Annotated in this window: 26 protein-coding genes; 18 read left to right on the forward strand and 8 right to left on the reverse strand. The window is 69.0% G+C overall.

Annotated elements, in window-relative coordinates; genetic code table 11:
• Positions 1–135: 135 nt before the first annotated feature.
• Both EV646_RS18400 and EV646_RS18405 read right to left on the reverse strand, forming a co-directional pair.
• A complete protein-coding gene (locus EV646_RS18400) occupies positions 136–915 on the reverse strand; it encodes an SDR family NAD(P)-dependent oxidoreductase (protein ID WP_132150116.1) in 780 nt (259 codons plus the stop codon).
• 1 nt (position 916) lies between these two features.
• Entirely contained in the window at positions 917–1597 is a 681-nt protein-coding gene (locus tag EV646_RS18405) for a TIGR03089 family protein (RefSeq protein WP_132150118.1), read from the reverse strand.
• A 66-nt stretch (positions 1598–1663) separates the two neighbouring features.
• Between EV646_RS18405 and tatA the strand changes: the two genes are divergently transcribed.
• The 5 genes from tatA (at position 1664) to EV646_RS18430 (ending at position 6603) form a co-directional block, all read left to right on the forward strand.
• Positions 1664–1918, forward strand: coding sequence for a twin-arginine translocase TatA/TatE family subunit (gene tatA, locus EV646_RS18410; RefSeq protein ID WP_132150120.1), 255 nt, complete (start codon positions 1664–1666; stop codon positions 1916–1918).
• Between the two features lie 64 nt (positions 1919–1982).
• Positions 1983–3320, forward strand: coding sequence for a hemolysin family protein (locus EV646_RS18415; RefSeq protein WP_132150122.1), 1338 nt, complete (start codon positions 1983–1985; stop codon positions 3318–3320).
• Positions 3317–4408 carry a hemolysin family protein gene (locus EV646_RS18420; protein ID WP_132150124.1) on the forward strand — a complete coding sequence of 364 codons (1092 nt, stop codon included), beginning with the start codon at positions 3317–3319 and terminating at the stop codon, positions 4406–4408. The genes EV646_RS18415 and EV646_RS18420 overlap by 4 nt, the downstream gene beginning before the upstream one ends.
• A gap of 27 nt (positions 4409–4435) precedes the next feature.
• On the forward strand, positions 4436–5494 hold the full coding sequence (locus EV646_RS18425) for an NAD(+)/NADH kinase (protein ID WP_241996144.1): 1059 nt from the start codon (positions 4436–4438) through the stop codon (positions 5492–5494).
• An 11-nt stretch (positions 5495–5505) separates the two neighbouring features.
• A complete protein-coding gene (locus EV646_RS18430) occupies positions 5506–6603 on the forward strand; it encodes a mannose-1-phosphate guanylyltransferase (RefSeq protein ID WP_132150128.1) in 1098 nt (365 codons plus the stop codon).
• A 67-nt stretch (positions 6604–6670) separates the two neighbouring features.
• On the opposite strand, the gene EV646_RS18435 is transcribed toward EV646_RS18430, so the two are convergent.
• The 3 genes from EV646_RS18435 to cofD all read right to left on the reverse strand — a co-directional run bounded on the left by EV646_RS18435 (position 6671) and on the right by cofD (position 9425).
• Positions 6671–7390, reverse strand: coding sequence for a DUF3105 domain-containing protein (locus EV646_RS18435; protein WP_132150130.1), 720 nt, complete (start codon positions 7388–7390; stop codon positions 6671–6673).
• Positions 7391–7476: 86 nt separating this feature from the next.
• Complete coding sequence (locus EV646_RS18440; protein WP_132150132.1) at positions 7477–8451, reverse strand: coenzyme F420-0:L-glutamate ligase; 975 nt, start codon at positions 8449–8451, stop codon at positions 7477–7479.
• Positions 8448–9425: a 2-phospho-L-lactate transferase gene (gene cofD, locus EV646_RS18445; protein ID WP_132150134.1), complete on the reverse strand. Its 978-nt coding sequence runs from the start codon at positions 9423–9425 to the stop codon at positions 8448–8450. Before cofD ends, EV646_RS18440 begins: the two co-directional genes overlap by 4 nt.
• A 116-nt stretch (positions 9426–9541) precedes the next feature.
• Between cofD and EV646_RS18450 the strand changes: the two genes are divergently transcribed.
• From EV646_RS18450 to EV646_RS18465, 4 genes are all read left to right on the forward strand, one after another.
• Positions 9542–10840 (forward strand): hypothetical protein, encoded by a 1299-nt coding sequence (locus EV646_RS18450; protein WP_132150136.1) that lies wholly within the window; start codon positions 9542–9544, stop codon positions 10838–10840.
• Positions 10841–11167: 327 nt separating this feature from the next.
• The gene (locus EV646_RS18455; RefSeq protein ID WP_020389877.1) at positions 11168–11419 is read left to right on the forward strand and encodes a WhiB family transcriptional regulator; all 252 of its coding nucleotides are present in this window, start codon (positions 11168–11170) and stop codon (positions 11417–11419) included.
• 385 nt (positions 11420–11804) lie between these two features.
• On the forward strand, positions 11805–14717 hold the full coding sequence (locus EV646_RS18460; protein ID WP_132150140.1) for a glycosyltransferase family 2 protein: 2913 nt from the start codon (positions 11805–11807) through the stop codon (positions 14715–14717).
• The gene (locus EV646_RS18465) at positions 14714–16198 is read left to right on the forward strand and encodes a DUF5719 family protein (RefSeq protein WP_132150142.1); all 1485 of its coding nucleotides are present in this window, start codon (positions 14714–14716) and stop codon (positions 16196–16198) included. The genes EV646_RS18460 and EV646_RS18465 overlap by 4 nt, the downstream gene beginning before the upstream one ends.
• Position 16199: 1 nt before the next feature.
• Here the strand turns inward: EV646_RS18465 and EV646_RS18470 are convergent, their stop codons facing one another.
• Positions 16200–16583: a DUF3499 domain-containing protein gene (locus EV646_RS18470; protein ID WP_132150144.1), complete on the reverse strand. Its 384-nt coding sequence runs from the start codon at positions 16581–16583 to the stop codon at positions 16200–16202.
• A 31-nt stretch (positions 16584–16614) separates the two neighbouring features.
• Between EV646_RS18470 and EV646_RS18475 the strand changes: the two genes are divergently transcribed.
• From EV646_RS18475 to EV646_RS18510, 8 genes are all read left to right on the forward strand, one after another.
• Positions 16615–17061 (forward strand): metallopeptidase family protein, encoded by a 447-nt coding sequence (locus EV646_RS18475; RefSeq protein WP_241996145.1) that lies wholly within the window; start codon positions 16615–16617, stop codon positions 17059–17061.
• A gap of 135 nt (positions 17062–17196) precedes the next feature.
• The gene (locus EV646_RS18480) at positions 17197–18273 is read left to right on the forward strand and encodes a Gfo/Idh/MocA family protein (RefSeq protein ID WP_132150146.1); all 1077 of its coding nucleotides are present in this window, start codon (positions 17197–17199) and stop codon (positions 18271–18273) included.
• Positions 18266–19009 (forward strand): ThuA domain-containing protein, encoded by a 744-nt coding sequence (locus tag EV646_RS18485; protein ID WP_132150148.1) that lies wholly within the window; start codon positions 18266–18268, stop codon positions 19007–19009. Before EV646_RS18480 ends, EV646_RS18485 begins: the two co-directional genes overlap by 8 nt.
• A gap of 37 nt (positions 19010–19046) precedes the next feature.
• Positions 19047–20435: a phosphomannomutase/phosphoglucomutase gene (locus tag EV646_RS18490; protein ID WP_132150150.1), complete on the forward strand. Its 1389-nt coding sequence runs from the start codon at positions 19047–19049 to the stop codon at positions 20433–20435.
• The gene (locus tag EV646_RS18495) at positions 20436–20636 is read left to right on the forward strand and encodes a Trm112 family protein (protein ID WP_132150152.1); all 201 of its coding nucleotides are present in this window, start codon (positions 20436–20438) and stop codon (positions 20634–20636) included. It abuts the gene before it with no gap.
• Positions 20636–21712: an SIS domain-containing protein gene (locus EV646_RS18500; protein ID WP_132150154.1), complete on the forward strand. Its 1077-nt coding sequence runs from the start codon at positions 20636–20638 to the stop codon at positions 21710–21712. The genes EV646_RS18495 and EV646_RS18500 overlap by 1 nt, the downstream gene beginning before the upstream one ends.
• Positions 21706–22860 carry a mannose-6-phosphate isomerase, class I gene (gene manA, locus EV646_RS18505; protein WP_132150156.1) on the forward strand — a complete coding sequence of 385 codons (1155 nt, stop codon included), beginning with the start codon at positions 21706–21708 and terminating at the stop codon, positions 22858–22860. Before EV646_RS18500 ends, manA begins: the two co-directional genes overlap by 7 nt.
• Positions 22861–22890: 30 nt before the next feature.
• Positions 22891–23850 (forward strand): cation diffusion facilitator family transporter, encoded by a 960-nt coding sequence (locus tag EV646_RS18510; protein WP_132150158.1) that lies wholly within the window; start codon positions 22891–22893, stop codon positions 23848–23850.
• A gap of 148 nt (positions 23851–23998) precedes the next feature.
• Here EV646_RS18510 and EV646_RS18515 read toward each other — a convergent pair whose 3' ends face one another.
• Positions 23999–24358, reverse strand: a complete 360-nt coding sequence (locus tag EV646_RS18515; RefSeq protein WP_132150160.1) for a MerR family transcriptional regulator — start codon at positions 24356–24358, stop codon at positions 23999–24001.
• Positions 24359–24489: 131 nt separating this feature from the next.
• Between EV646_RS18515 and ahcY the strand changes: the two genes are divergently transcribed.
• Positions 24490–25926: an adenosylhomocysteinase gene (gene ahcY / locus EV646_RS18520; protein ID WP_132150162.1), complete on the forward strand. Its 1437-nt coding sequence runs from the start codon at positions 24490–24492 to the stop codon at positions 25924–25926.
• Positions 25927–25987: 61 nt separating this feature from the next.
• Here the strand turns inward: ahcY and EV646_RS18525 are convergent, their stop codons facing one another.
• The gene (locus tag EV646_RS18525; protein WP_241996146.1) at positions 25988–26956 is read right to left on the reverse strand and encodes an RDD family protein; all 969 of its coding nucleotides are present in this window, start codon (positions 26954–26956) and stop codon (positions 25988–25990) included.
• Between the last annotated feature and the right edge of the window lie 40 nt (positions 26957–26996).

Here is a 26996-nt window from a genome sequence, read left to right on the forward strand (position 1 = left end):
GCTCGCTCTGGTGGGGCGGGGGGGGGGTCCGGGGGCCCCCCCCCCCCCCGGGGGGGGGGGGGGGCGGCGCCCGGGCGGGGGGGGGGGGGGGGGGGCCCCCCCGGGGGGGGGGGGGGGGGGGGGGGGGGGGGGGGGCTAGTACTCCTTGCGGAAGGGGCCGGTGGTGGCTAGGTCGAAGAGGCCGGGGCCGGTGAGGATGCCGCCTTCTACGGGGAGGGTGTGGCCGGTGATCCAGGCGGCGTCGTCGGAGGCGAGGAAGGCGACGGCGGCGGCGATGTCCTCGGGTTCGCCGACTCGGCCGAGCGGGTACATGGGGGCGAAGCGTTCCAGCGTGTCCGGCTGGTTGTCCCAGTTCGGCGTACGAATGGTGCCGGGGGCGACGACGTTGAAGCGGACGCCCAAACCGCCGTACCGTGCGGCGTAGTTGACCGTCATGGCGATCTGACCGGCCTTGGCCGCCGAGTACTCGATGTTGCCGAAGGCCGCCAGGCCGTTGACCGAGCTGATCGTCACCACGTTGCCGCGGGTCTTCACCAGGTGCGGAAGCGCCGCCTGGATGCAGCGGGAGGCGCCGACCAGGGTCAGGTCCAGTTGCCGATGGAACTCCTCGGCGGTCGTGTCCTCCGGCACCGAGGTCACGATGCATCCGCCGGCGTTGTTGACGAGTACGTCGAGCCGCCCGAACCGCTCGACCGCCGCCGCGACAGCCGCGTCGACGTCGTCGCGGCTGGTGACATCCACCCGCAGCCCGATCGCCTGCTCGCCGATCTCGGCGGCGACCTGAGCGACCTTCTCCTTCTGCAGATCGGTGACGACGACCGAGCCGCCCTCGTCGGCGATACGCCGTGCCACCGCGGCGCCGATCCCCTGCGCACCCGCCGTGACGAGCGCCACGCGTCCTTCGAACCGCCGCATGTCAGCCCTCCACCACTCGGTCGACCTTTTCGTCCGTCACTCGCCGCTCCAGCTTCGCCTGGTCGAGGTTGCGGCAGAGCACGATCGAACCACCTCCGGCGATGACTCCGACCAGCAGTCCGATCCCGTCCCGGCTGACCAGGTCCTTGGTCACCAGGATCCGGTCGGCGACGGGCTCCGCCGTACGGATCAGGTCGTCGTGGGTCAGTTCGTCGTACGCCGGTGAGTCCGGGGACGGCGGGTCGAACGGGACGAAGAGGTCGGGGTGGTTGTAGACCTCGGCGCCGTAGTCGTGGACGCCGTCGGGGAGCGGCTCGCGGAAGCGGCCGCCGAGGGGGAGGAGAGCCGACGCGACTGTCTCCCGCTGGCCGCGGATGGCGAGGTCGGGGCCGGTGATCGCGAGGGTTCCGATGCCGGTGGTGAGTGAGGCTCCGGCGGACCACGCCGAAAGCGCCCAGACCACCCCGAGCCAGTGCGGCGGGAGGCCGATGGCGACGGTCTCGCCGGACTCGAGGTCGTACTCGTCGACGAGGAGGTTGGCGGTCTTGGCGACCCAGTTCGCGGTGGTGACTGCGCTGAGCTCGATCCGCTCGCCGGTCGCGTCGTCGTAGTACGTGAGGAAAGGCGCGCCACCGTCCCGGCGAACCGCGGCGGCGAACAGCTCCGGGAGAACTCGTGACATATGGCACACCCTACGGTTCGCCGGCCGACGTACTTTGGTTGGGGACTTTTGGAAAGAAGGCATGTGATGGCTGCTTTGCTTGCTCTGCCCGAGGGTGGCGAATGGATCGTCATCCTGGTGATCGTCGTCCTGCTGTTCGGCTCGAAGAAGCTGCCGGAGCTCACCCGGAACGCCGCCCGCGCGATGAACGAGTTCAAGAAGGTCAACAGCGGCGAGGACGACGAGAAACCGCAGGTGGACGGAAAGGCCGCCCAGCCTGCGTCAGGCGATCTCCAGAGCCGCCCGGCGGAGAGCGCCAGCGAGCAGCGCCCCGGAGTCTGACCTCCGGCTGGACGTAGTACACCCCGCGGTCCCGGGAGGGCCGGAGTTCTCATAGGGTCAGTACATGTTGATCCTGGCCGGCCTGGGGCTGATCCTCGCGCTGACCGTTGCCACCGGCTACTTTGTCGCGCAGGAGTTCGCGTACGTCGCGGTGGACCGCAACCGGCTGCAAAGCCTGGCCGCGTCCGGCAACGCCGCCGCCGGCCGGGCCTTGAAGGTGACCTCCCGGTTGTCCTTCGTCCTCTCGGGCGCCCAGGTCGGCATCACCATCACCGCACTGCTTGCCGGGTACGTCGCCGAGCCCTATCTCGGCAAGGGTCTGGCCGCAATTCTCGGCTCGGCCGGCGTACCCGACGCGGTCAGCCTGTCCATCTCGGTCGTCCTCGCGTTGCTTCTGGCAACGATCATCCAGATGGTGCTCGGCGAGCTCGCGCCGAAGAACCTGGCGATCGCCAAGTCCGAGGCGATCGCGCTCAGCCTGGCCCGGTCCACCCTGATGTACCTGACCATCGCCGGCCCGCTGATCCACGTCTTCGACGCGACCTCCAACCGGATCCTGCGCCGGGTCGGCATCGAGCCCGTCGAGGAGCTGCCGCAGGGCGCGACGGCTCAGGAGCTCGACCGGATCATCGTCACGTCGTACGAGCAAGGGCTGCTGGACGAGGACACCATGCGGCTGCTGGACCGCGGCCTCGACTTCCGCGGCCGGACCGCGGGGGAGGCGATGATCCCGCGCGTCGACGTCGTCACCGTGCACCAGGACGACCCGCTGACGCGCGTGGTCGAGCTGCAGGACACCGGTCACAGCAGGTTCCCGGTCATCGCGGACTCGGTCGACGAGGTGGTCGGCGTGATCGCGATCGGCGATGTCGTCGAGGTCGAACCCGCCGACCGAGGCCATGTCCCGGCGAGCTCGCTCGCGTCGCCGCCGGTCGTCGTACCGTTCACGCTCCCGCTGCCCGCCGTACTGGAACGGCTTCGGTCCGCGCACCGGCAGCTCGCGATCGTCGTGGACGAGTACGGCGGTTTCGCCGGGGTCGTGTCGCTGGAGGACATCGCCGAGGAGCTGGTCGGTGAGATCCGGGACGAGGACGACCTGCCGGAAGCCGGTGTGGTCGAGAGTGCGGACGGGGCGTGGGTGGTGTCCGCGCGCTGGCGGCTCGACGAGGTCGAGGCCGCGACCGGTGTACGGCTGCCGGAGGGTGACAACTACGAGACGCTGTCCGGTCTCGTGATGGCCCGGCTCGGCCGGATCCCGGTCGTCGGCGACGAGGTCGTGGTCGAGCTGCCCATGCGCTTCGATCATGACGGCCGCCCGGTCCCGGCCGAGTTCGTCAAGCTGGAGGTCCAGTCGATCGAGCGGCATGTGCCCGGGCTCGTGGCTCTGGAGCGTGTGTCATGAGTACGACGCTTGCGCTCATCATCTCGGTGGTCTTGCTGGCCCTCAACGGCTTCTTCGTCGCCGCGGAGTTCGCGCTGGTCGCGTCGAAGCGGCATCGGCTCGAAGCGGCGGCGGCCGCCGGAAGCAGGTCGGCGCGCGCCGCGATCGCCGGGGTCAGCGAGCTGTCGTTGATGCTCGCGGGTGCTCAGCTCGGCATCACCCTTTGCACCCTCGGCCTCGGTTCATTGAGCGAACCCGCGGTCGCCGACTTGCTGCACCCACTGTTCGAGCTGATCCACGTGCCCGAAGGCGTCGGCCATGTGATCGCGCTGATCATCGCCGTCGGCGGTATCGGCCTGCTGCATGTACTGCTCGGCGAGATGGCGCCGAAGTCATGGGCGATCAGCGACCCGGAGCGTTCGGCGCTGCTCCTCGCCCTGCCGTTCCGCGGTTTCACGTACGTCTTTCGGCCGATGCTGCTCGTCCTCAACTGGCTCGCCAACCTCTGCGTCCGCGCGCTCAAGGTGACGCCGCAGAACGAGCTCGCGAGCGCGCACGGCCCGGACGAGCTCCGGCTCCTGATCGAGTCGTCCCGCGAACACGGCACTCTCGAACAGCCCGAACACCAGCTCCTCACCGCGATGCTGGCCCTGCAGAACACCACGGTCGCCGAGGTGATGACGCCCATCGCCAAGCTGGTCACGGTCCCTGCCGCCGCATCCGCGCGCGACGTCGAGCTCACCAGCCGCCGCGAAGGCCGATCGCGCCTGGCTGTCGTCAGCGCCGGTACGACGATCTGCGGCATCGTGCATGTTCGCGACGCCGCCCGGGCCACGACCGGCGGTGGTACGACGCTCCACGCGTCCGACCTGATGACGGCACCGCTCGACCTTCCCGCCGACACCCCGGTGGCGGCGGCGATCCGGATCATGCGTGATCACCGGTCGCAGCTGGCCGTCGTACGGCAGGAGGAGCAGCCGCTCGGGGTGGTCGCGCTGGAGGATCTGCTGGAGGAGGTGATCGGGGAGTTCGACGACGAGACCGACCCGATCATCACCGCCGCGCGAGCGGAATCACCTCCCGACGGCCAGCTACCGTTGAAGCAGTGAACCGTCCGGAGGAGGACTGTCGTGCCGGTGAGCAGGCTGGGGCTCGTTGTCCATCAGGGCCGTCCGGTGGCCGTGCGTACGGCGGAAACCGTGCGGGAGTGGGCCCGGAAGCACAACATCGGCTGCACCGACATCGACGTGTGGAAGCAGCACGAAGAGCGGCGCGGCGGGATGGAGGAGCTGAAGCATGCGCACAATCCGGATCTGATCGTCACGCTGGGCGGTGACGGGACGTTCCTGCGTGGGGCCCGGATCGCGGCGAAGAACGACGCGATGGTGCTCGGCGTCGATCTCGGCAAGGTCGGTTTCCTCACCGAGGTCGCCTGCAGTGACGTGGAGGCGGCGCTGGAAGCGGTCCACCATGGTGGCGCCACGATCGAAGAGCGGATGACGCTCACCATGCGGGCGTCGCGGCCGCTGGAGATCCCGAGCGGGATCGAATCGCTGCTGCGCTACGGCCACGGCCCAGCGCTGCCGCCGCCGGCCGTGCGGCCGGAGTCCGAGGGTGATGGCTGGGGTGTCGCGCTGGACGTGACTGCGCTCAACGACGTCGTACTGGAGAAGCTGGCGCGCGATCATCAGGTGGCGTTGGGGGTTTACCTGGCCGGGCGGTTGCTGGCGTCGTACTCGGCTGATGCGGTGATCGTGGCGACGCCGACCGGGTCGACCGCGTACAGCTTCGCGGCGGGTGGGCCGATCCTGTCGCCGAACACCGAAGCGGTCGTGTTCACGCCGGTGGCGCCGCACATGACCTTCAACCGGACGGTCATCGCCGCGCCCGACGAGCCGATCGCTCTGCGGGTGCTGCCGCACTCAGGCCAGGCCGCGGTGAGTATCGATGGTCAGCTGCGCGGAGTGCTCGACCCCGGTGACTGGATCGGGGTGTACGGCTCACCGCGCCGGCTCCGGCTGGTCCGGCTGCGCCCGACCGACTTCTACGGCCGGTTGCGCGACCGCTTCCGCTTGACCGATGCACCCGCGACCGCCCTGGACGGCGAATCCGATGCCTTCTGGCGACCTACAACACCTGTTCCACCGGACCTTGCTCACTTGCGTCTTCCGCCGCCTCTTCAAGATGACCGGTAAGGTCTCTCCTCATGCGGAACGTGGTGATTCTGGCCGGGGGTTCGGGGACGCGGTTGTGGCCGTTGTCGCGGGCTGACAAACCCAAGCAGGTGCTGCCGCTGGCGGCGGGCAATTCGCTGCTGCGGCTGGCATACAACCGCCTGAACGGGCTCGTCGACCCGGCGAACATCTACGTGTGTACGGTCGCCGCGCACACCGAGCTGGTCCGTGAGGAACTGCCGGAGCTCGGCGAGCACAACATCATCGGCGAGCCGGTCGGCCGGGACACCGCGAACGCGGTCGGCCTGGCCTCCGCCGTAGTCGCGCGCAACGACCCGGACGCCGTACTGGCGATCGTCGGGTCGGATCACCTGATCACGCCCGAGGACGAGTTCCGGGCCGCGATCGAGAGCGGTTTCGAGCTGGTCGAGCAACGGTCCCGATCGCTGGTGACGTTCGGGATCGAGCCGACCCACCCGCACACCGGGCTCGGTTACATCGAACGCGGCGCGGCCATCGACGGTACGCGCGCGTACGTCGTCGACCGGTTCCGCGAGAAGCCGGATCGGGCGACGGCCGAGGAATACCTCGCCACTGGCCGGTTCTGGTGGAACTCCGGCATGTTCGTCTGGCGGGCCGAGACCGTGCTCAGCGTGCTCGACGAGCTGCTGCCCGAGTCGGCCGCGCAACTGCGTCAGGTCGCCTCGGTCTGGGACACCCCGGAGCGCGACGCGACGCTGGCGGAGATCTACCCGAACCTGCGCAAGATCAGCGTCGACTACGCGGTGATGGAGCCTGCCTCACAAGGCAAGGTGGATGCAGGCGTGGTCGTCGTACCGATGCCGGTGCACTGGCTCGACGTCGGCTCCTGGGCCGCGTTGGCCGGCACGTACGACGTCGATGCCTGCGGCAACCGTACGGACGGTACGACGCTGAGCTGCCTGCTCGACTCGCACGACAACATCATCGTCACCGACGACCCCGACCACCTGATCGCCGCGGTCGGCCTGAGCGGCCACATCATCGTCCACACCCACGACGTCACCATGGTCTGCCCGCTGGCCGACGGCGAACGCGTCAAAGACCTGGTAGCCGAAGTCCAATCCGCCCACGCCGCCCGCTACGTCTGACCCAGTACGTCGAACGCCCCCACGGACACAACCGTGAGGGCGTTCGCCGTACAGAGGTAAGGCTGGCTCAGCCGCCGTTCGGCTCTTGGGCGTCCATGGCGGGGTATTTGTCCATGAACTGGGTGAGGGCTTCGCCGCTGACGGAGCCGCAGAACTGGCGGTGGCCCTTGGCGGTGGTCTTGCCGGCCTCGTTGGCGCTCCAGTGCGAGAAGGCGACCGTCTTGCCGTCCGGCCAGGGCAGGCCGTCGCTCTCCTTGAACGGCGCGGCGATGAATTTGCCGAGCGAGCTGTCCGGCAGCTTGGCCTTGGAGATCTTCTCGATCAGGTCGATCTGGTCCTTCGGCAGCGTGTCGCGGTACCAGAGGATCGTGTAGCCGTGCTCCAGGTTGTGCACCAGGTTCGGCACCGGCGGGCGGTCGTCGACCGAGTAGAACTTCTTCCCGAACGGCGCCCAGGTGGCGTAGTGCGGCCCGGACGACGGCGGTGAGACCGGGTAGTTGATCACCGTGCCGTCGGGCTGGTGGTCCTGGGTGCCCTTGGCGTCGTCGTCGGTGACCTTGTCGCAGGAGGCGGCCGAGGCAGACACGCCGAGCTCGCTGATCGCCTGGTTCCGGGTCCGGGAGTCCTGGATCAGCCGGATCGCCGGGTAGGCGATGATGGCCAGGCCGACCAGGATCGAGGCGGCCACGATGATCAGAGTCCGGCGCTTGTCGCGGCGGGCCTGTTCCCGCTGCATCTTCTCGATCATCTCGCGGCGCGACTGCTTCTGCGACGACGCTTTACCCACAGTGTTGGTCTTCCCGGATCGGGGCGGCCAAGGCGCCGCCGTGCGGATGCAGTGTACGCAGGCCGCCTGAGAACTTGCCTAGAAAACTATCGTGACCGTGAGCCGAACGTGACCGTCGCCTCACTGCCCGGTCCAGTACGCACGGAAACGCCGTACCCCTCCGCATGGAGCAGTACGGCGAGCCGCTCGGCGACCAGGCCGACCGTGACGGGCTCGTCACCGAAGACGGTGACGGCGTTGTCGAGCAACTCGAGGTGGACACCCTCGACGTCGTCCAGCAGCCCGTCCCACAACTCCGGGTCCACGTCCCGCGGCCCGGCCGGCGCCTGCCGCTCCAGTACGGCGGCCCGCGCAGCCTCCCGCGTCCCCAGGCTGAACATGTCGAACTCGGCATCCCGCACCAGCGCCCGCGCTCCCGGACCGTGCTCCCCGATCGGGAGTACGACGTCCTGAAGCCCGCGCAGCACGGCAACCGGCACGCCGTCCGCCTTGCCCTTCACGAGCTCGCTCGCACCGGCGATCTCATCGGCCAGCGCCGGCTCCGTCACTGCGAGCACGTTGCCGTGGCTGTCCGTCGTACCGCGAAGGTCCTCCATCACCCGGACCCCGGCGGCGCCGATGGCCAGGTCGGTCTGGCCGTTGCGCCACGGGCGGCCGAGGGTGTCGGTGATGATGACGCCGACGTTGACGTCGTACCTCTCCTTCAAGGCCGTCCGGAGCAGCCGGGCCGAGTGGTCCGGATCGACCGGGAGCAGGAGGACGGTGCCGGGCGCTGTGTTCGAGGTGTCTGTCCCGGCCGCGGCCATCACCAGGCCGTGCCGCGTCTGCACGATCCGGGTGTCGCCGCGCTGGGCCACGACCCGGACGAGCTCCGTGTCGACGGCCTCGCGGCGGGTCCCGGTGGTCAGGCGGCCCTCGGCCTTGCTGACGATCTTCGAGGTGACCGAGACGACGTCGCCGTCGCGCAGGTCGGCCTCGTCGCCGATCAGCCCGGCCAGGTCGGCTCCGGCCGCCACTTCGGGCAGCCCGGTCACCGGGTAGATCTCGAGGTGCTTCCTCATCGCCGGACTGCCTCCGCGAGGTTCAGCGCCGCGTCGGCCATGGCGGCGGTGGTGGTCTCATCCGTCATCCACAACGGAACAGCCTGGACGTGAATTCCGGCTCCGGCGATCGAATCGAGCTGCATGTAGTCCGAGGTGTCGATCAGCCAGCCGTCCAGTACGCCGCCGGACGCGCGCGAGCCGTAGTGCCGGGCGACGGCCGAGGCCGTGGAGGCGACGCCGATCGCGGCGAGCACCTTGTCGGCCATGCCGCGGACCGGGCTGCTGCCGATGATCGGCGACAGCCCGATGACCGGCGCGGACGTCTCCCGGACCGCCTCGCGGATCCCCGGTACGCCGAGGATCGTGCCGATGGAGACCACCGGGTTGGACGGCGGCAGGATCAGCGCGTCGCAGTCGGCGATCGCGTCCAGGACGCCGGGGGCCGGCTTGGCCTTGTCCTGGCCGACCGCGACGATCTGCTGTGCCGGGATCTCGGCGTGCAGGCGGACCCAGTACTCCTGGAAGTGGATCGCCTTCCGACGGCCGGGGTTCTCCGGGTCGTCCACCACCACGTGCGTCTCGACCCGGTCGTCGCTCATCGGAAGTAGCTTCACCGGAAGCTTCCAGCGGGCGCACAGGGCCTCGGTGACCGCGGTCAGGCCGTAGCCGGCGTCGAGCATCTGGGTCCGGACCAGGTGGGTCGCCACGTCCCGGTCGCCCAGCCCGAACCAGGTCGGCTCCACGCCGTACGCGGCCAGTTCCTCCTTGATCACCCAGGTCTCGTCCTCGCGGCCCCAGCCACGGTCCTTCGAGATGCCCCCGCCGAGGGTGTACATCACCGTGTCGAGGTCGGGACAGACCCGCAGGCCGAACAGGGTGATGTCGTCAGCGGTGTTCCCCACCACGGTGATCTCGGCGTCCGGCCGGGCCTTGAGCAGCCCGCGCAGGAAGGTGGACCCGCCGATGCCACCGGCCAGCACTGTCAATCGCATGGGAAGAGTCTGCACGAGTCGTCAATGCGGCGAACCACCGCGGGACTATGCTGCCGTGAGTCAGATATGTGTCAACCTCCGTAGTTGAACGGCCCCCAACATCCCGAGGAGCCCTCGTGGTCACCGACGCAACCAAGAAGCTCAGAGAGCCGGTCGCGTATATTCTGCTCGCTTTCGCCGGCCTGTTCGCGCTGGCCTCACTGATCCGGCTGTTCGTCGGCGGCGTCGGCTTCACCAGCGCGGCCGGCGTTGTGGCGAACATCATCATCCCGCCGGAGTTCAGCGGCTTCGCGATCGTCGCCGCCCTGGCCGGATCGGTCTGGCTGGTGAACGAGTTCGGTGAGCGCACTCCCAACGCCCGGCTCGTGACGCTGGTCGCGCTGATCGTCACCGGCGTGCTGGCGCTGCTGATCCTGGTCATCGCGTTCTCGACCTTCAACGACACCGGCACCTTCGGCACGAAGCTCACCGCGTTCATCTACGCACTCGGCGGTCTCGCGCTGTACGGCGCCGCCGGCTTCTACATCGTCAAGACTTTCCAGGCACTGCCGGCTCCGGTCCGTGCACCGAAGCCGGGCCAGTTCGCCGGCCAGGGCCAGGGTCAGTACGGCCAGCAGGCGCCGTACGGACAGCAGGGCGGTTACCCGCAGCAGGGCGGCCCGCAGGGGCAGTACGGGCAGTACGACCAGGGCCAGGGTCAGTACGGCGGTTATGCCGCAGCAGCCGGGGCCGCGGGTGCGGCTGGTGGTTACGCGGCCGCGCAGGGCGAGCAGCAGTGGCCGCAGGAGTCGAGCTGGAACCAGGGCGAGCAGCAGCACAACTGGTCCGCCGGTGAAGCCGAGGCGCAACCGCACCAGCCGGCTGAGCAGTCGTGGGCCGGAGAAGGTCAGAACGCCGAGCCGACCCAGGCGTGGGGCGACCAGGGTCAGCAGTGGCCGCAGGAGCAGCAGCAGTGGGGTGACGCCGGTCAGCAGCAGTGGGGCGGCCAGGACTACCCGCAGCAGGAGTGGCCCGTTCAGCAGGAGCCGGTTCAGCAGGAGCACGGCCAGCCGGAGTCCGTTCAGCCGGAGCACGGCCAGCACGACGCGCTGCAGCACGAGGTGGCACAGCACGAGGCGGCACAGCGCGAGGCGGCACAGCGCGAGCAGGTGCAGGCGGAAGCCCAGCCGGAACAGGCGCAGGCTGAGCAGGGCTGGGGACAGGACAGCTGGCAGCAGCCCACTGAGCCGGCCTGGCAGGCCGAAGAGGCTCCGGCTGCTGAACCGCAGCACGAGCAGCCACAGCACGAGCAGCAGCCGGCCGCCGAGGCCGCGGACGAAACCCGCGTGGACCCGCGGGTTTCCGAGCCGGAGAAGGACGATCAGCCCAACCAGCAAGGTCAGGCACAGCAGGGCTGGTGGTCCCAGCCTTCCTGACAAGGCAACAAGGCAGCAAGCCCTTGCCGAACGGGTGCTTCGAATATTTTCGGAGTGGTCCGGCGGGGGCAGCACGGAACCGGGAGGCCTGTGTACGCAGGCCTCTCGTTCCTTTGCAGCCGTGTTGCGGATGATGCCAATAGCAGACCACGGCTTGACTTTCGTGGATTGCAGGAATGTAATTTCAATCGTGTCGTTCGTTGGACACTCGGTATCGGGGACCGTTGCAGAGCGCAGGACGGACGAGGTCAGGCATGTGGACCGCAAACCCACATGCGACAGGGGAACGAACAGGGTCGAGGAGGTCGTACCGTGACAGAAGGCCTGATGGCGATTGTCGACGGTGAGGCGATCGAGGAGGAGCCGAACTGGCAGGAACGGGCGCTGTGTGCCCAGACCGACCCGGAGGCTTTCTTCCCGGAGAAGGGCGGATCCACCCGCGAGGCGAAGAAAGTCTGCCTCGGCTGTGACGTGCGGGGCGAGTGCCTCGAGTACGCACTGCAGAACGACGAGCGCTTCGGAATCTGGGGCGGCCTGTCGGAGCGGGAACGCCGCAAGCTGAAGAAAAAGGCCGTCTGACCGGTCATCGGAACAGAGCACACACAACCCACAGAGGCAACCGCGTGAGGCCCCGGATCGACATCGTCGCCGGGGCCCGCGGCTGTCCGGGGCCCGTCGGCAACCAGAGGTGAGCGCGACGGTCGTTGGACCGGCGGCTGTATGGTGAGTCCTCGCCGTGACTCATGCGCCACATGAGCCGTGGTGAGGGTGTCTGGGGATCCTGCGCCGTCGCGAGCAGGTGCCCGGCGGAGTGTCTCGGTGTGCTGGAGGGGAGGGCTCGATGCGGATCCATCGTGGCCTTCCCTCCAGTGCAGCGAGGCGCCCGCCGGGTGCCGCGCAGTAGGCGCAGGATCCCCAGACACCCTCTAGGCCGTCTCCTTCCCCTGAGGTGTCACTGCTCCGCATGGAACAAGAAGCTCCGGCCGGCTGGGAATTCTTCGACTCCGTCGACTTCCCGACCGACCACACCGACGATTCGCTGGGTCATGCGCGGATCCGCCATGTCGTGACGGCCGTGGTGGTCGGGCACGAGGGCGCCGCCTGGCTGCCCCGGCTGACCGAGTCGCTGTGGGCGCTCAATCCACGCCCCGACCGGGTGATCGCGGTCGACACCGGCTCCACCGACGAGACCGCCGAACTGCTGGCCAGCATGCCCGGGGTCGAGCCCGTGGTCAGCGTGTCCGCCCGGACCGGTTTCGGTACGGCGGTCGCCCGCGGACTCGAGGCCGTCGGCTTCGCCCCGATCCCGTCGGCCGTCGGCCCGTACGGCGACGACCGCCACATGCCGGTGGTCGAGTGGCTGTGGTTGCTGCACGACGACTGCGCACCGGCCCCGAAAGCCCTGGAGAAATTGTTGCTCCAGGCCACAATGTCGCCGGAGACCGGCGTCTGGGGCCCGAAGCTGCGGCTCTGGCCGCGGGACCGCGACCTGCTCGAGGTCGGCGTCACCACCTCACTCGGCGGCCGTCGTGACACCGGAATCGAGAACGGCGAGCTCGACCAGGGTCAGCACGATCAGTTGCGCAACGTACTCGCGGTCAGCTCGGCCGGCATGCTGGTTCGCCGCGATGTCTGGGAAGCACTGCACGGTTTCGACCCGCGATTGCCGATGTTCCGCGACGACATCGACTTCGGCTGGCGTGCCAACCGGGCCGGGTTCATGGTCGGTGTCGCCCCGGATGCCGTCGTCTACCACGCGCAAGCTGCCGCGACCGGTGAGCGTGCCCTGGCCGGCACGCGGCGGCACGCCTACCAACTCGACCGCGCCAACGCCTACTACACGGTCCTCGCCAACGCGCCCGCCAAGCTGCTGCCGCTGTTGATCCTGCGGTTCCTGCTCGGGACAGTGATGCGGTCGACCTGGTTCCTGCTCGGCAAGACGCCGTCAGGTGCGGTCGACGAGTGGACCGCACTCCTCGGCACTCTGCTGGCCGGCGGCTGGACCACGGCCCGCAAGAACCGCAAGCAGCTCAATCGAGTCCCGTACGACGACATCAAGGGACTCTTCTCCCGGTCGGTGCACGCACTGCGGCAGAACCTGGAGGAGACGACCAGCACGATCTCCGAGCGGATCCGCGAAGCCTGGGCGGACGAACCGGAAGAGCAGGTTGTCACCACCGCACGCCGGGCCAAGTCCACCGCACGCGTCGCGGTCGAGCAGCCTCGCTGGCGACGGCAGTTGATCCGCCGGCCCTTCCTGATCGCGTGGGTCTTCCTGGCTCTCGGTGCGTTTGTCGCTGCTCGCAGTCTGATCGGTGACGGTGTGCTGCGGTCCCACCTGTTGTTGCCGGCGCACGACAGTCTTGGTGCTCTCTGGCACGCCGCTGCCTCCGCACCTCCCGGTGTGACGCCTCCTGCTTGGCTAGGGCAGTTCTGGGCTTTCTCGACGGTGATGTTCGGCCCGTCCGGTGCTACGAACCTGCTGCTGCTCGGTGCTGTTCCGCTGGCCGGCTTGGCCGCGTGGGCACTGTTGCGCGCGTTTGTGGTCGACCGTGTCGCCCGAGCTTGGGGCGCATCGGCGTACGGGCTTGCTGTGTTTACGAACGGCGCTATCTCGCAAGGGCGGCTCGGGACGTGTGTGGCGGCGATTGTGTTGCCGCTGCTCGGTGCTGCGGTGCATACGATCGCTCGACGGCGTCGTGTGGTCATCCAGGGCAGTTGGCGGGCCGCGTGGTTCGCCGGCATCTGTCAGGCCGTGCTGTTCGCGTTCACTCCGGCTCTTGGCCTGCTGATCAGCCTCACGCTTGTCATCGGTGGAGTGCTCGGGCTGGGCTGGCGTCGACAGGGCCGGCAGCTCGTCTTCTCCGTCGTACTGGGTCTGCTGCTGGTGCTGCCGTGGACCATCCAGCTGGTGCTGCACCCGTCGCGGCTGGGGCAGGAGGCTGGTGGTCCGCCGACTGCCGCTGTTGGGCCGGGTAACAGCCTTCCGCACTTGCTGACCGGTACGCCGCTTGGTGCGCCGACGCCGTGGTGGCTCGTCGTACCGCTGATTCTGGTGGCTCTGGCCAGTCTGCTGCGGGAGTCGCGGCAGCGGTATGAGCTGCTCGGGTGGTTCGCAGCGATGCTCGGCTTGGCCGGGACGCTGGTGGCCAGCCGGCTGGGTGGTGGCAGCGGTCCGCTGATGTTCCTGATGACCGCGGGCTGGATCATCGCGGTGACAGTCGCATGGGACTCGGTCGGCAAGTCCACCGAGATCATCGTGCAGGGCGTGCTGGGCATCGTGCTGGTGACGACGATCGTCACGGCCGGATTCTGGTTGGTACGCGGTGCCGACGGTCCGTTGTGGCGTGGGCCGGCGCAGGACCTTCCGGCGTACCTGGTCTCCGCGCAGGATCCGCCGGAGGACCAGTCGATCCTCGTCGTACGCAAGGATCCGAACAGCCCGATGCGGTACTCGCTGGTGCGTGACGGTGGTCCGCGGATGGGGTCGCTGGAGGCTGCGCCCACTGCAGAGCAGACCAAGCCCATCACTGACGTGCTGGCCACGCTTGGTGGTGGCGGTACGGGTGAGGAGGGGCGGCAGCTGGCCGGGCTGGATATCGACTACGTCTACCTGCCCGCTCCGGTGGACCCGACGCTGCAGTCGACGCTGGACTCGTTGCCCGGTCTGACCAGGGCCAGTGCGGCGGACGGTGATTCGGCGTGGCTGGTGGACCGCTCGAGGACCGAAGGCAGCTCGCCGCTTCAGGATCAGACGCACACCGTGTGGCGGTTGCTCGGCCTGATCGCGTGGATCATCGCGCTGATCTTCTGCCTGCCGACCGTACGCCGTACTGTCGCCGTCCCGCACGGCACGCATGCGAGGAGGGACCGGTGACCCGGTTGCTGTCGGACCTGCGCGTCCGGGTCGGTGCCTGCGTCCTGGCAATGGCTGCCGCGGCCGGTCTGGGTGTCGTCACCCACGCCAAGGAGCCGGTGACACGTCCGCAGTCCACCCAGGAGCCCACGCGGGCAGTCGTGAACCGTACGGCGCTGTCCTGCCCCACTCTGACTGGCGGCGGCATGACGAGTGTGGTGAACGCGGTGTCGCCCGTGCTGCCCGAAGGAACGCCGACTGCACCGGGGAACGCCGTACCGCTGACAATCGCGCCACTGCCGGCTACTGCTGACCCAGTCGGGTCGGTGCTCGTCCGCGGCAAGCTTGCGTCGACTACGCCGACCGGCAAGCCAGTGCCGTTGTGGATCCACGGCACTGGCCCACTCGCTGCCGGTGCTGTCGGCACGAGTACGACGACCTCCAACGACGGCGTCAACCGGGGCATGGCGAGCACGCCGTGCCAGCAGCCTGGCTCTGACTTCTGGTTCGTCGGCGCATCCGGAGAGCGCGGCCGGCGTGACGTGCTGGTGCTGACGAACCTGGACAGCATCAACGCCGAGGTCAACGTCACCGTGTACTCGCGCGACGGGCAGCAGGACCTGCCGAACGCCCGCGGCATCGTCGTACCGGCTCGTGGATCGTCAGAGGTGTACCTCAACTTGATCGCGCCGAACATGAAGGACCTCGCGCTACATGTCGAGTCCACCGGCGGACGGGTGTCTCCGGCGCTGCGGGACAACGCGACGACGGCCGACAACGACCCAGCGGGCGTGGACTGGCTGACTCCGTCGGCAGTGCCGTCGACCAAGGTGTACGTGCCCGCTGTAGCGCCCGGCGCCGGGCAGCGGGTCCTGTCGATTGCCAACCCCACGGACCTGCAGGCGACGGCCAGCCTGACCGTGCACGGCCCGAACGGTCCGTTCACGCCGGCCGGACTGGAGACGGTGGTGGTTCCGGCCGGGTCGGTGAAGACCGTGCGGCTCGACCAGGTGCTGCTAGGCGGCGCCAGCGCGATCACCGTGACGTCGGACCAGGCGGTGACGGCGTCGATGCGGATGGCGGACAAGAGCAACGAGGACTTCGCGTCGATCGGATCGGCCGAGCCGCTGAACGGACCGGCGTACCTGGTGCTGCCGCCGCACGACCAGCCGGCGATGCTGCAGGTGACGGCGCCGGGCAAGAACGCCAGTGTCAAGTTCGAGTTGCGCGATGCGACGGGCCGGGTGCTGCAGACGCGGACCCTGGATGTGATCGCCGGGTCGACCAGCCAGATCTCCTTCAAGGCCCAGCCGCGCGCGACTTACCTGATGGTCCAGCAGACCCGCGGCACGATCGTGGCTGGTGTCACGCTGATGCCCGACCCCAAGCGGGACGACAACGACGACGACGTCGCCCAGGTCGCTGCGTGGCCGCTGACGACCTCACTGGTCTTCCGCGCTCAGCTAGGCGCCCAGGCCGACGTCAGCGCCGCCCTGCGGTAGCTCAGCCTTCAGAGGTGTTGGCGCCGGGATCCTGCAGCATCCGCAGGTGCCCACGGCGAGCCACCTCGACCGGTGCGCCCGGAGTGCCGTGACCCGGCTCGCGCGGGGGCAGCGGTCGTGCTGCCTCGCGTACGGCGTTGGCCAGTGCCTCCAGGTCATCCGACGACGGTCCGGCCGCGGCCGGGTCCGGAGCGAGCCGGATGACTTCCCAGCCGTTCGGAGCCGTCAGCCGCTCGGCGTGGTCGGCGCAGAGGTCGTAGCAGTGTGGTTCGGCGTACGTCGCCAGTGGACCGAGCACGCAGGTGGAGTCGGCGTACACATAGGTGAGCGTCGACACAGCCGGCTTATGACAGGCGGCGCGCGAACAGATCCTGGCGATGCTCACGACCAGACGTTACCCCCACTAGGCTGAGCGCGTGACCGAGGCTCGCCGTCATCGCAGGCACATAGACCGCCACGGCCGCGGCATGCTCGGCCCGATCAGCCGGCCGAGCGGGTTCGCGCCGCGTGGTCTGCCGTTGCAGCGCTCCGGCGCGGCCCAGTTCGACGAGGTGGTCGCGATCGAGGTGACCCGGCTGGAGAAGCGGCTGCCGCAGGTCGTCACCCGGGTCGAGTTCGCCATCGAGGACGTGCCGAACCTGGACCTCGACGCGCGCGAGATCCCGCTCACCCACTCCACCGGCGGCACTTCGCACGAGCCGTACCGGATCGTCGTCTTCCGCCGCCCGATCGAGCTGCGCGCCGAGCGCTCCGGCACCAGCCTGGCCTGGCTGGTCCGCTCCGCCCTGGTCCTCGAGCTGGCCGACGTACTGGCACTGTCCCCGGAGCAGATCGACCCGGAGTTCGAGTCCGACGAGGACTGAATTGAATTGCCGGGCCTTCGGCGCGGGGGTCATGGAGACCGCGCTGGAACCACCCGTTCCACTGGTGTTGGAACGTGTTTCGTAGTGTGGGAAGCGGTTTGTGACCTTCGTTGTCAGTGCGAGAGGATCGCGGGTGTGAACGATCAAAAACTGCGGGTCGGAGTGGTCGGACTGGGCTTCGCCGGGCGGACGGCGCTGGAGGCCTTCTCCGAGTTGCCGGACGTCGAGGTGGTGGCGCTGGCCGGCCTGGAGAAGGACGTGCTGACCAGCCTCGGCGAGAAGCACGCAATCCCGCACCTGTACGAGAAGTGGGAAGACCTGCTCGAGACCGACGGCCTGGAAGCGGTCAGCATCGGCACGCCGACGCAGCTGCACGCCCCGATCGCCCTGAAGGCGCTGGAGAAGGGCCTGCACGTGCTGTGCGAGAAGCCGCTGGCCCGCACGGTCGCCGAGGGCACGGCGATGGTCGAGGCCTCGAAGAAGGCCGGCAAGGTGCTGAAGGTCATCTTCAACCACCGTGAGCGCGGCGACGTCGCGGCGCTGAAGCACCAGATCGACGAGGGCCAGCTGGGCCGGATCTACTACGCGAAGGCGCACTGGATGCGCCGCAACGGCATCCCCGGCATGGGCGGCTGGTTCACCAACCGCGAGCTGTCCGGCGGCGGCCCGCTGATCGACCTCGGCGTCCACATCCTCGACCTCGCCCTGCACCTGCTGGGCGAGCCCAGCGTCTCCACGGTCAGCGCGAACACCTTCGCCGAGCTCGGCCCGCGCGGGCGGGGCAGCAACGTGCCGAACGCGAACACGCTCGGCTCGGCCTTCGAGGTGGAGGACCTGGCGACGGCGTACCTGCGGCTCGAGGGCGGTGGCGCGCTGCAGCTGGAGACGAGCTGGGCGACGTACCGGGCGCCCGGTGACAACTTCGGCATCGAGCTGTTCGGCACCGAGGGCGGCGCCAAGATCGAGGTGCAGAACTACACCACCGTCGACACGCTGCGCATCTTCACCGACGTCGGCGGCGTACCGGCCGAGGTGAAGCCCGCGACCGGTGCCGGGCTCGGCCACCGGGCCGTCGTCCAGGAGTTCGTCAAGATCGTGCAGAGCGGCGACTGGGCCGCGCACAACGGGTCCGAGGCGCTGCTGCGGACCGAAGTCATCGACGCCTGCTACGCCTCGGCGAAGGCGGGACGAGAGGTTGTACTCAATGGCTGATCCGATTCGCGTCACGGTGTGGGGCGAGAACGTGCACGACCAGCGCGACGCCTCGGTGCAGAAGGTGTATCCGGACACCATGCACGAGACGATCGCGGCCGCGGTGCGGGCCAAGCTCGGCGAGAAAGTGGTCGTCCGTACGGCGTGGTTGCAGCAGCCCGAGCACGGCCTGACCGACGAGGTCCTGGCGGAGACCGACGTGCTCACCTGGTGGGGTCACGCGGCGCACGGCGACGTGGACGACGCGGTGGTCGAGCGGGTGCAGCGGCACGTGCTGTCCGGGATGGGCCTGATCGCGCTGCACTCGGCGCACTTCAGCAAGATCTTCATCCGGCTGATGGGCACCACCTGCTCGCTCGACTGGCGCTCCGACAACGACCGGGAGCTGCTCTGGACCGTCGCGGCCGGGCACCCGATCGCCCAGGGCGTCCCGCATCCGCTGGTGATCGAGCGCGAGGAGATGTACGGCGAGCTGTTCGACATCCCGCAGCCGGACGAGCTGGTGTTCGTCAGCTCGTTCTCCGGCGGCGAGGTGTTCCGGTCGGGCTGCTGCTACCGCCGCGGCCAGGGCCGGGTTTTCTACTTCCGCCCGGGCGACCAGGAGTACCCGACCTACCACCAGCCGGAGATCCAGCAGATCATCTCCAACGCGGTCCGCTGGGCGGCTCCGACCAGCCCTCGCCAGCTGCCGGAGGTTCACCACCGCAAGGACACGGGCTGGTTCGAGACAGCCTGAAATAGAGCTGCCACCCCGGGCCGGATAGGGTCCACGCATGGTTGACGTTGCTGCGATCTTCAAGGCGTACGACGTGCGCGGGGTCGTCCCGGACGAGCTGGACGAGTCGGTGGCGCGGGCGACCGGGGCCGCGTTCGTCGAGGTCCTGGACGTCCTGGCGGCTCCGGGGGCGGTTGTGGTCGGCTACGACATGCGGCCGTCCAGCCCTGGTCTGGCGGCCGCGTTCGCCGACGGGGTCACCAGCACCGGTGCCGACGTGATCGACATCGGCCTGGCCTCCACCGACCAGCTGTATTTCGCCTCCGGCCGGCTCCAGCTGCCCGGCGCGATGTTCACCGCGAGCCACAACCCGGCGAAGTACAACGGCATCAAGCTGTGCCGCGCGGGTGCCGCACCGGTCGGGTCGGAGTCGGGGCTGCGCGACATCGCCGACCTGGTCGCCAAGGCGCTGGCCGAGGGTTCCTTGCCGTCGGTCGCCGTACCGGGCCATGTGCGACGCAAGGACCTGCTGACCGCGTACGCCGACCACCTGCACGACCTGGTCGACCTCAGCGGCAGCCGCCCGCTCAAGGTCGTCGTCGACGCCGGCAACGGCATGGGCGGGCACACTGTGCCGGCCGTGTTCGCCAGCGGACCGATCGAGATCATCCCGCTGTATTTCGAGCTGGACGGGAACTTCCCGAACCACGAGGCGAACCCGCTGGACCCGAAGAACCTGGTCGACCTGCAGGCCAAGGTCCGCGAGCTGGGCGCCGACCTGGGCCTGGCGTTCGACGGTGACGCGGACCGCTGCTTCGTGGTGGACGAGAAGGGCGACCCGATCTCCCCGAGTGCCGTCACCGGCGCGGTCGCCGTACGGGAGCTGGCCAAGCACCCGGGCTCCGCCGTCATCCACAACCTGATCACCTCGAAGGCCGTGCCCGAGCTGATCGCCGAACACGGCGGTACGGCGGTCCGGGCCCGGGTCGGGCATTCCTACATCAAGCAGAAGATGGCCGAGACCGACGCCGTGTTCGGCGGCGAGCACTCGGCGCACTACTACTTCCGGGACTTCTGGCGGGCCGACACTGGCATGCTGGCAGCACTGCACGTGCTGGCGGCGCTCGGTGAGCAGGACAAGCCCGCCAGCGAGCTGTTCGCCGCGTACGAGCGCTATGTCGCATCCGGCGAGCTGAACAACAAGGTCGACGACGCCGCGGCCACGGTCGCGGCGATCGAAGACACCTACGGCGACCGGGACGGCATTACCGTTGACCATCTGGACGGTCTGACCGTGTCGGCGGGACAGTGGTGGTTCAACGTCCGCGCGTCGAACACGGAGCCGCTGCTGCGGCTGAACGTGGAGGCGGAGGACCGGGCCACGATGGAACGTGTCCGTGATGAAGTACTGGCCCTGATCACCGGCGCATCGGTGGAGGAGAACTGAATGGCAGTCAATCTGGACCCGGATCTGCTGAGCATCCTGGTCTGCCCCAAGTGCCGCTCGGAGTTCCGGGTGGACGACGAGGCGAGCGAGCTGGTCTGTACGAACGGCGCCTGTGCGCTGGCCTACCCGGTCCGGGACGACATCCCGGTCCTGCTGATCGACGAAGCCCGGGACACCCGGCAAGAGGTCGCTGAGGGCTGATGAGCGTCTTCGACGACACCCGGCTGGACGATCCGGCCGCCCTGGAGGCGAGCGACAACCTGCTTCGCCGCCTCGCGAGTGCGGGCGCCCGGGTCCGTGCCGAGCTCGAAGCGGCCGAAGAGGCGCTGGCCAAGCTGGATTCCGACGGCTTCCGGCCGCGCGCCATCGTCGCGGCCGGCCGGGACGCGCGTCTGGTCCGGGCCGTGCTGGAACCGGTCTGCCCGGTGCCGTTCGTCGCGTGGCCCGGTCCGGGCCTGCCGGGCTGGACCGGTCCGCTGGACCTGGTCATCGTGCTGGGCGGCGCCACCGACGACTCCGACGCGATCTCTGCCGCAGGAGAGGCAGTACGGCGTGGATGCGGGCTCATGGTGGCCACGCCGGAGGACTCACCGGTGGCACAGGCGTCGGCCGGCCTGCGGCACGCCGTCCGGCTGCCGTCCCAGTCCGACGACCAGATGGCGACGGCTGTCGCCGTACTGCAGGCTCTGCATCAGATGGAGCTTGGGCCGGTCGTGGACGGCAAGGCAGTCGCGTCGATGCTGGACGATGTCGCGATCGAGTGCTCGCCCAACAACGACGTTGCGTCCAACCCGGCGAAGGACCTGGCCCTGATGCTGGCGGACGCGTTGCCGCTGGTGTGGGGTGGCTCCGTCCTCGCTGCACGGGCTGCACGCCGTGTGGTGGAGGCTCTGCGCCTGGCCAGCGGTCGTCCGGCCCTGGCTGCCGACGCCGGGCACCTGCTGCCTGTGCTGAACCAGCCGCCGCGTGATCTCTTCGCCGACCCCTTCGACAAGCCGGAGGAGCTGCGGCCGGGGCTGGTCATCCTCGACGACGGTGTGGAGGATGCGGGTGTCGCCGAGCACCGCCGCAAGCTGGAGCAGAAGGCAGAGGGCCACGACGTCCGCGTGCACGTGGTCACCCAGGCCAACGGCACCGACTTCGCCCGCTACGCCGCTCTGACCCAGCACGGCCGCTACGCCGCGGCGTACCTGGGCATCGGCCTGGGCCGCTACGGCACTCCGACCGACGAAGAGCTTGTCGAGCCAGGGAACCCGTCGGAGGACCCAGCGTGGTAGTGCGGCTCCAGAACACCATCCGGGACTACGCCTGGGGATCGCGGACCGCGCTCCCCGAGCTACTCGGACTGGAGCCGGACGGCACGCCGCAGGCCGAGCTGTGGATGGGCGCGCACGAGTCCGCGCCCTCCATGCTCCCGTCCGGAGACTCCCTGTACGACGTGGTGTCCGCCGGGCCGGCCGACGTACTGGGCTCGGAAACCGCGGAGCGGTTCGACGGGCGGTTCCCGTTCCTGGCCAAACTGCTGGCGGCCGCGCAGCCGCTGTCGATCCAGGCGCATCCGTCCCGGGAGCAGGCGATCGACGGGTACGCGCGGGACGAGGCCGCCGGGATCCCGCGGGATGCCGGCGACCGGAACTACAAGGACGCCTGGCCGAAGCCGGAGATCCTGATCGCGCTGGAGCCGTTCGACGCACTGGTCGGTTTCCGGCCGCTGCACAGCACCGTGGCGCTGCTGGACGCACTGGCTCCCGAGGGCTTCGACGAGTGCACCGACCTGCTTCGCAACGGCAAGCTCCAGGACGTCTTCACGCAGATCATGAGCAACGACCGGGACACCATCCGCCCGCTGGTCGCCGCTCTAGGCGAGGCCTGTGCGCAGTACTCCGGTGCGGCGTTCGAGCTGGAGCGGGAGACGCTGGCGAAGCTGTGTGCGGACTTCCCGGACGACCCCGGCGTACTGGCGGCGTTGCTGTTGAACCGGGTCCGGCTGGAGCGGTTCGAGGCGGTGTATCTGCCGGCTGGGAACGTGCATGCCTATTTGCACGGCCTCGGGTTCGAGGTGATGGCGAACTCGGACAACGTGTTGCGCGGCGGGCTGACCAGCAAGCACATCGACGTACCGGAACTGGTCTCGGTGATCGACTTCGAGCCGCTCGCGAATCCGGTGCTGACGGCAACGGATCTCGGCGACGGCATCGCCTCGTACGAGACCGGGTGTGAGTACTTCGCCATTCGCCGGGTGCAGCTGGACGACGACGAGCGGACCGTCGACGGGATCGGGCCGCGGATCATCTGCTGCGTGGACGGTCTGGTCGAAGCCGGTGATGTGATGTTGTCCGCCGGTCAATCGGCGTTCGCTGCAGGACCCGAAGGACCCTGTAGCCTGCGTGGTTCCGGCACGGCGTTCGTCGTGTCCGCGCGCTGATCAGAGAATTTCACGGAGGACCTGAACAACATGGCTGGTGGCGGAACCAAGGCCGTCGTCGCGGCACTGCTGGCGAACACCGGGATCGCGGTCACCAAGTTCGCCGCCTGGGGACTGACCCAGTCGGCCTCGATGCTCGCCGAGGCGATCCACTCGGTCGCCGACGCCGGCAACCAGGTACTGCTCCTGGTCGGCGGCAAGCGGGCCCAGCGGGAGGCCGACGAACTGCACCAGTTCGGCTTCGGCCGGGAGCGGTACGTCTACTCGTTCATCGTGGCGATCGTGCTGTTCAGCGTCGGCGGCCTGTTCGCGCTGTACGAGGGCTGGCACAAGGTTCACGAACCGCACGCGATCGACCACTGGAAGTGGGTGCCGGTCGCGGTGCTGGTGGTCGCGATCGTGCTGGAGTCGCTGTCGTTCCGGACCGCGATCATCGAGGCGAACAAGCTGCGCGGGCACGTCGGCTGGACCCGGTTCATCCGCAACGCCCGGGCGCCGGAGCTGCCGGTCATCCTGCTGGAGGACTTCGCCGCGCTCACTGGTCTGGTGCTCGCGCTGATCGGCGTCGTACTGACGCTTGCCACTGGCAACGGTGTGTTCGACGGCCTGGGTTCGATGGCGATCGGCGCGCTGCTGGTCTGCGTCGCGATCTTCCTGGCGATCGAGATGAAGTCGCTGCTGCTGGGCGAGTCCGCGACCCGCGAGGCCCAGCAGCGGATCGTCGCAGCGATCGAGAACACCCCGGGCGTGCAGCGGCTGATCCATATCAAGACCCTGCATCTGGGCCCGGAGGAGGTCTTGGTCGCCGCCAAGGTCGGCGTCGAGCCCACCTCCGACGCGTCGGTGGTGGCCGAAACCATCAACGCCGCCGAACGGGCCGTCCGCGAAGCCGAGCCGATGTCCGTCCACGTCTACCTCGAGCCGGACATCTACCTCGAGAACTACACCCCCGCCGAGCGCCCGCCCGTCCCCGAAGCCCCCTCCCACTGACCCCCGACGTTTGGTGGGTTCACCCACCAACTTGTGGGTTCGCCCCCTGCATACGGCGGGGGAACCCACCATTTGACTGGTTAACCCATCAAACGCGGCGATCAACGGTGACGCCTGGGTGACTGCGATGGTCAGCTGCGGGGTGGGGTCAGCGGGGGCGTGGGGGCAGGACGCCGGAGCGGCCTAGCCAGCGGAGGGCTCGGTCGCGGTCGATCTGGGACTGGGTGGGTGGCGCGCTGAGGCGTCCGGTGCGATAGCCGAGGTTGCGGATGTCCGCGGCGACCGACGGCTCGGCCAGGGCCCGGAGTGCGAACGCCAGCGCGGCCGGTGTCACGTCGTACCGGTGCTCGAGGTCCAGGGCGAGCTTGACCGCGGCCAGGTCGCGTTCGTCGTACGTGCGTTGTGCGTTGTGCCCGCCCCGCGACCGCGGCAGCAGGCCGAGGGTCTCGCGGTAGCGCAGCATCCGCGGGGTGGTGCCCAGCCGGCGGGCGGCCTCAGTGATGCGCATACGGACAATCTTGACATTTCGGTGTCAAGAACGCCTACCGCCGTCCCCGCGCACCCTCGGTCACCGCTAGGGTCTTTCCCCTGGGCGGCCGACGGTCGCAGGAACCGACCTTCAGGGGAGCGGAAACAGTAATGTCGTTCGACTACAAGGTGGCCGATCTCGGCCTGGCCGACTTCGGCCGCAAGGAGATCCGGCTGGCCGAGCACGAGATGCCCGGCCTGATGGCGATGCGCAAGCAGCACGGCGACAGCAAGCCGCTGGCCGGCGCGCGGATCATGGGCTCGCTGCACATGACGATCCAGACCGCGGTGCTGATCGAGACGCTGACCGCGCTCGGTGCCGAGGTGCGCTGGGTCTCGTGCAACATCTTCTCCACCCAGGACCACGCCGCGGCCGCGGTCGTCGTCGGCCCGCAGGGCACCGCTGACGCCCCCGCCGGTGTGCCCGTCTTCGCCTGGAAGGGCGAGACGCTGGAGGAGTACTGGTGGTGCACCGAGCAGGCGCTGAAGTGGCCCGGCGGTGAGGGCCCGAACATGATCCTCGACGACGGTGGTGACGCCACCATGCTCGTCCACAAGGGCACCGAGTTCGAGAAGGCCGGCACCGTACCGGACCCGTCGACCGCGGACTCCGAGGAGTACGCCGTCGTCCTGAAGCTGCTGACCCGCACCGTGGCCGAAGATCCGCAGCTGTGGACGACGATCGGTCAGGGCATCAAGGGCGTGACCGAGGAGACCACCACCGGCGTGCACCGGCTGTACGAGATGCACAAGGCCGGCGCGCTGCTGTTCCCGGCGATCAACGTGAACGACTCGGTGACCAAGTCGAAGTTCGACAACAAGTACGGCTGCCGGCACTCGCTGATCGACGGCATCAACCGGGCCACCGACGTACTGATCGGCGGCAAGGTCGCGGTCGTCTGTGGGTACGGCGACGTCGGCAAGGGCTGCGCCGAGTCGCTCCGCGGCCAGGGCGCCCGGGTGATCGTCACCGAGATCGACCCGATCTGCGCGCTGCAGGCGGCGATGGACGGCTACCAGGTCACCACGCTGGACGACGTGGTCGGCATCGCCGACATCTTCGTCACCACCACCGGCAACAAGGACGTCATCACCGCCGACCACATGGCGGCGATGAAGCACCAGGCGATCGTCGGCAACATCGGTCACTTCGACAACGAGATCGACATGGCCGGCCTGTACAAGGTGCCGGGGATCGAGCGGGTCAACATCAAGCCGCAGGTCGACGAGTTCCGGTTCGCCGACGGCCACACCGTGATCATCCTGTCCGAGGGCCGGCTGCTGAACCTCGGCAACGCGACCGGTCACCCGTCGTTCGTGATGTCGAACTCGTTCACCAACCAGGTGCTGGCGCAGATCGAGCTCTTCGTCAAGACGGCCGACTACCCGACCGACGTCTACGTGCTGCCGAAGCACCTGGACGAGATGGTTGCCCGGCTGCACCTCGACGCGCTCGGCGTGAAGCTCACCGAGCTCACCAAGGAGCAGGCGAACTACCTCGGTATCCCGGTCGAGGGCCCGTACAAGTCGGACCACTACCGCTACTGAGCACTTAAGAACGCAACACAGGCGCCCTACCAGGTTGGTGGGGCGCCTTGCTGTTGGTGGGTCAGAACCACTGGGTGGGTTCGTTGCTGCCGGGGGCTGCCCAGCCTTGGGGGTTTATGGCGGCTGGGCGGGGTTGGGGTGGTGGGGGTACGGCGAAGGGGCCGGCCGGGGCTGGAGTCGGCGGGAGGGCGCCGTACGGGGTGGGTGGGAGGAAGGGGCCGGCGGGGACGGCGTAGGGGTTGGGTGGGGCGAAGGGGCCGGTGTGGGTCGGGCGGGTGGTGGCCAGGCGGGCCAGCTCGCGGCGGCGGCGTTCGGCCAGTACGGCGGACAGGAAAGCCGGAGCCACGATCGGCATCGGCGGGGCGGGCGCGGTGACCTGACCAACCCGGTACGCCAGCGCATCGCCCAACGCGGCGCGGGCATCGGGTAGCAGTTCGGTGTAGCGGGCCAGGTACTCGCGGGAGGCGTTGGCGAGCTCGTCGGACAGCCGGGACAGCTCCAGCGACTGCGCCCACTGCACCAGGTGACCAGGGACGAACAGCGGCGGTGACGCCATCGGCTGGTGCCGCTCGCGGATCACCACCGTGCCCGCGACCATGTCGCCGATCCGCTTGCCCTGCTTGTTCATCAGACTCGCCACGATCCCCGGGCTGGCTGCGAACCACGGCGCGAAGTCGACGAAGAACCACAGCAGCGTCCGTACGAGCGCATGCCGGAAGCGGATCGAGCTGCCGTCGTCCCGGACCACCTTCAGCCCCAGCATCATCTTGCCCAGCGTCCGGCCGCGGGTGAGCGTCTCCATCACCACCCGGTAGCCGACCACCACCAGCAGGATGGCGATGAAGATCAGCGCGACAGCAAGGGCCTCACTGGCTTCCCCGCCGATCAGGAACCCGAACAGCAGCGAGAACATCACCCCGAGCGCGATCATCTGGATGATCACGTCGATCGCACACGCCAGCGCCCGCGTCGGCATCCGCGCGATCCGCACCTGGAGGACGACAGCCTCACCGGTAACCAGCTGAGACACCCTCGCCCCCTCCCACGACGCAGCGACACCAAGTCCAGCT

The sequence above is a fragment of the Kribbella antiqua genome (assembly GCF_004345665.1).
GTDB classification, from domain to species: Bacteria; Actinomycetota; Actinomycetes; order Propionibacteriales; family Kribbellaceae; genus Kribbella; species Kribbella antiqua.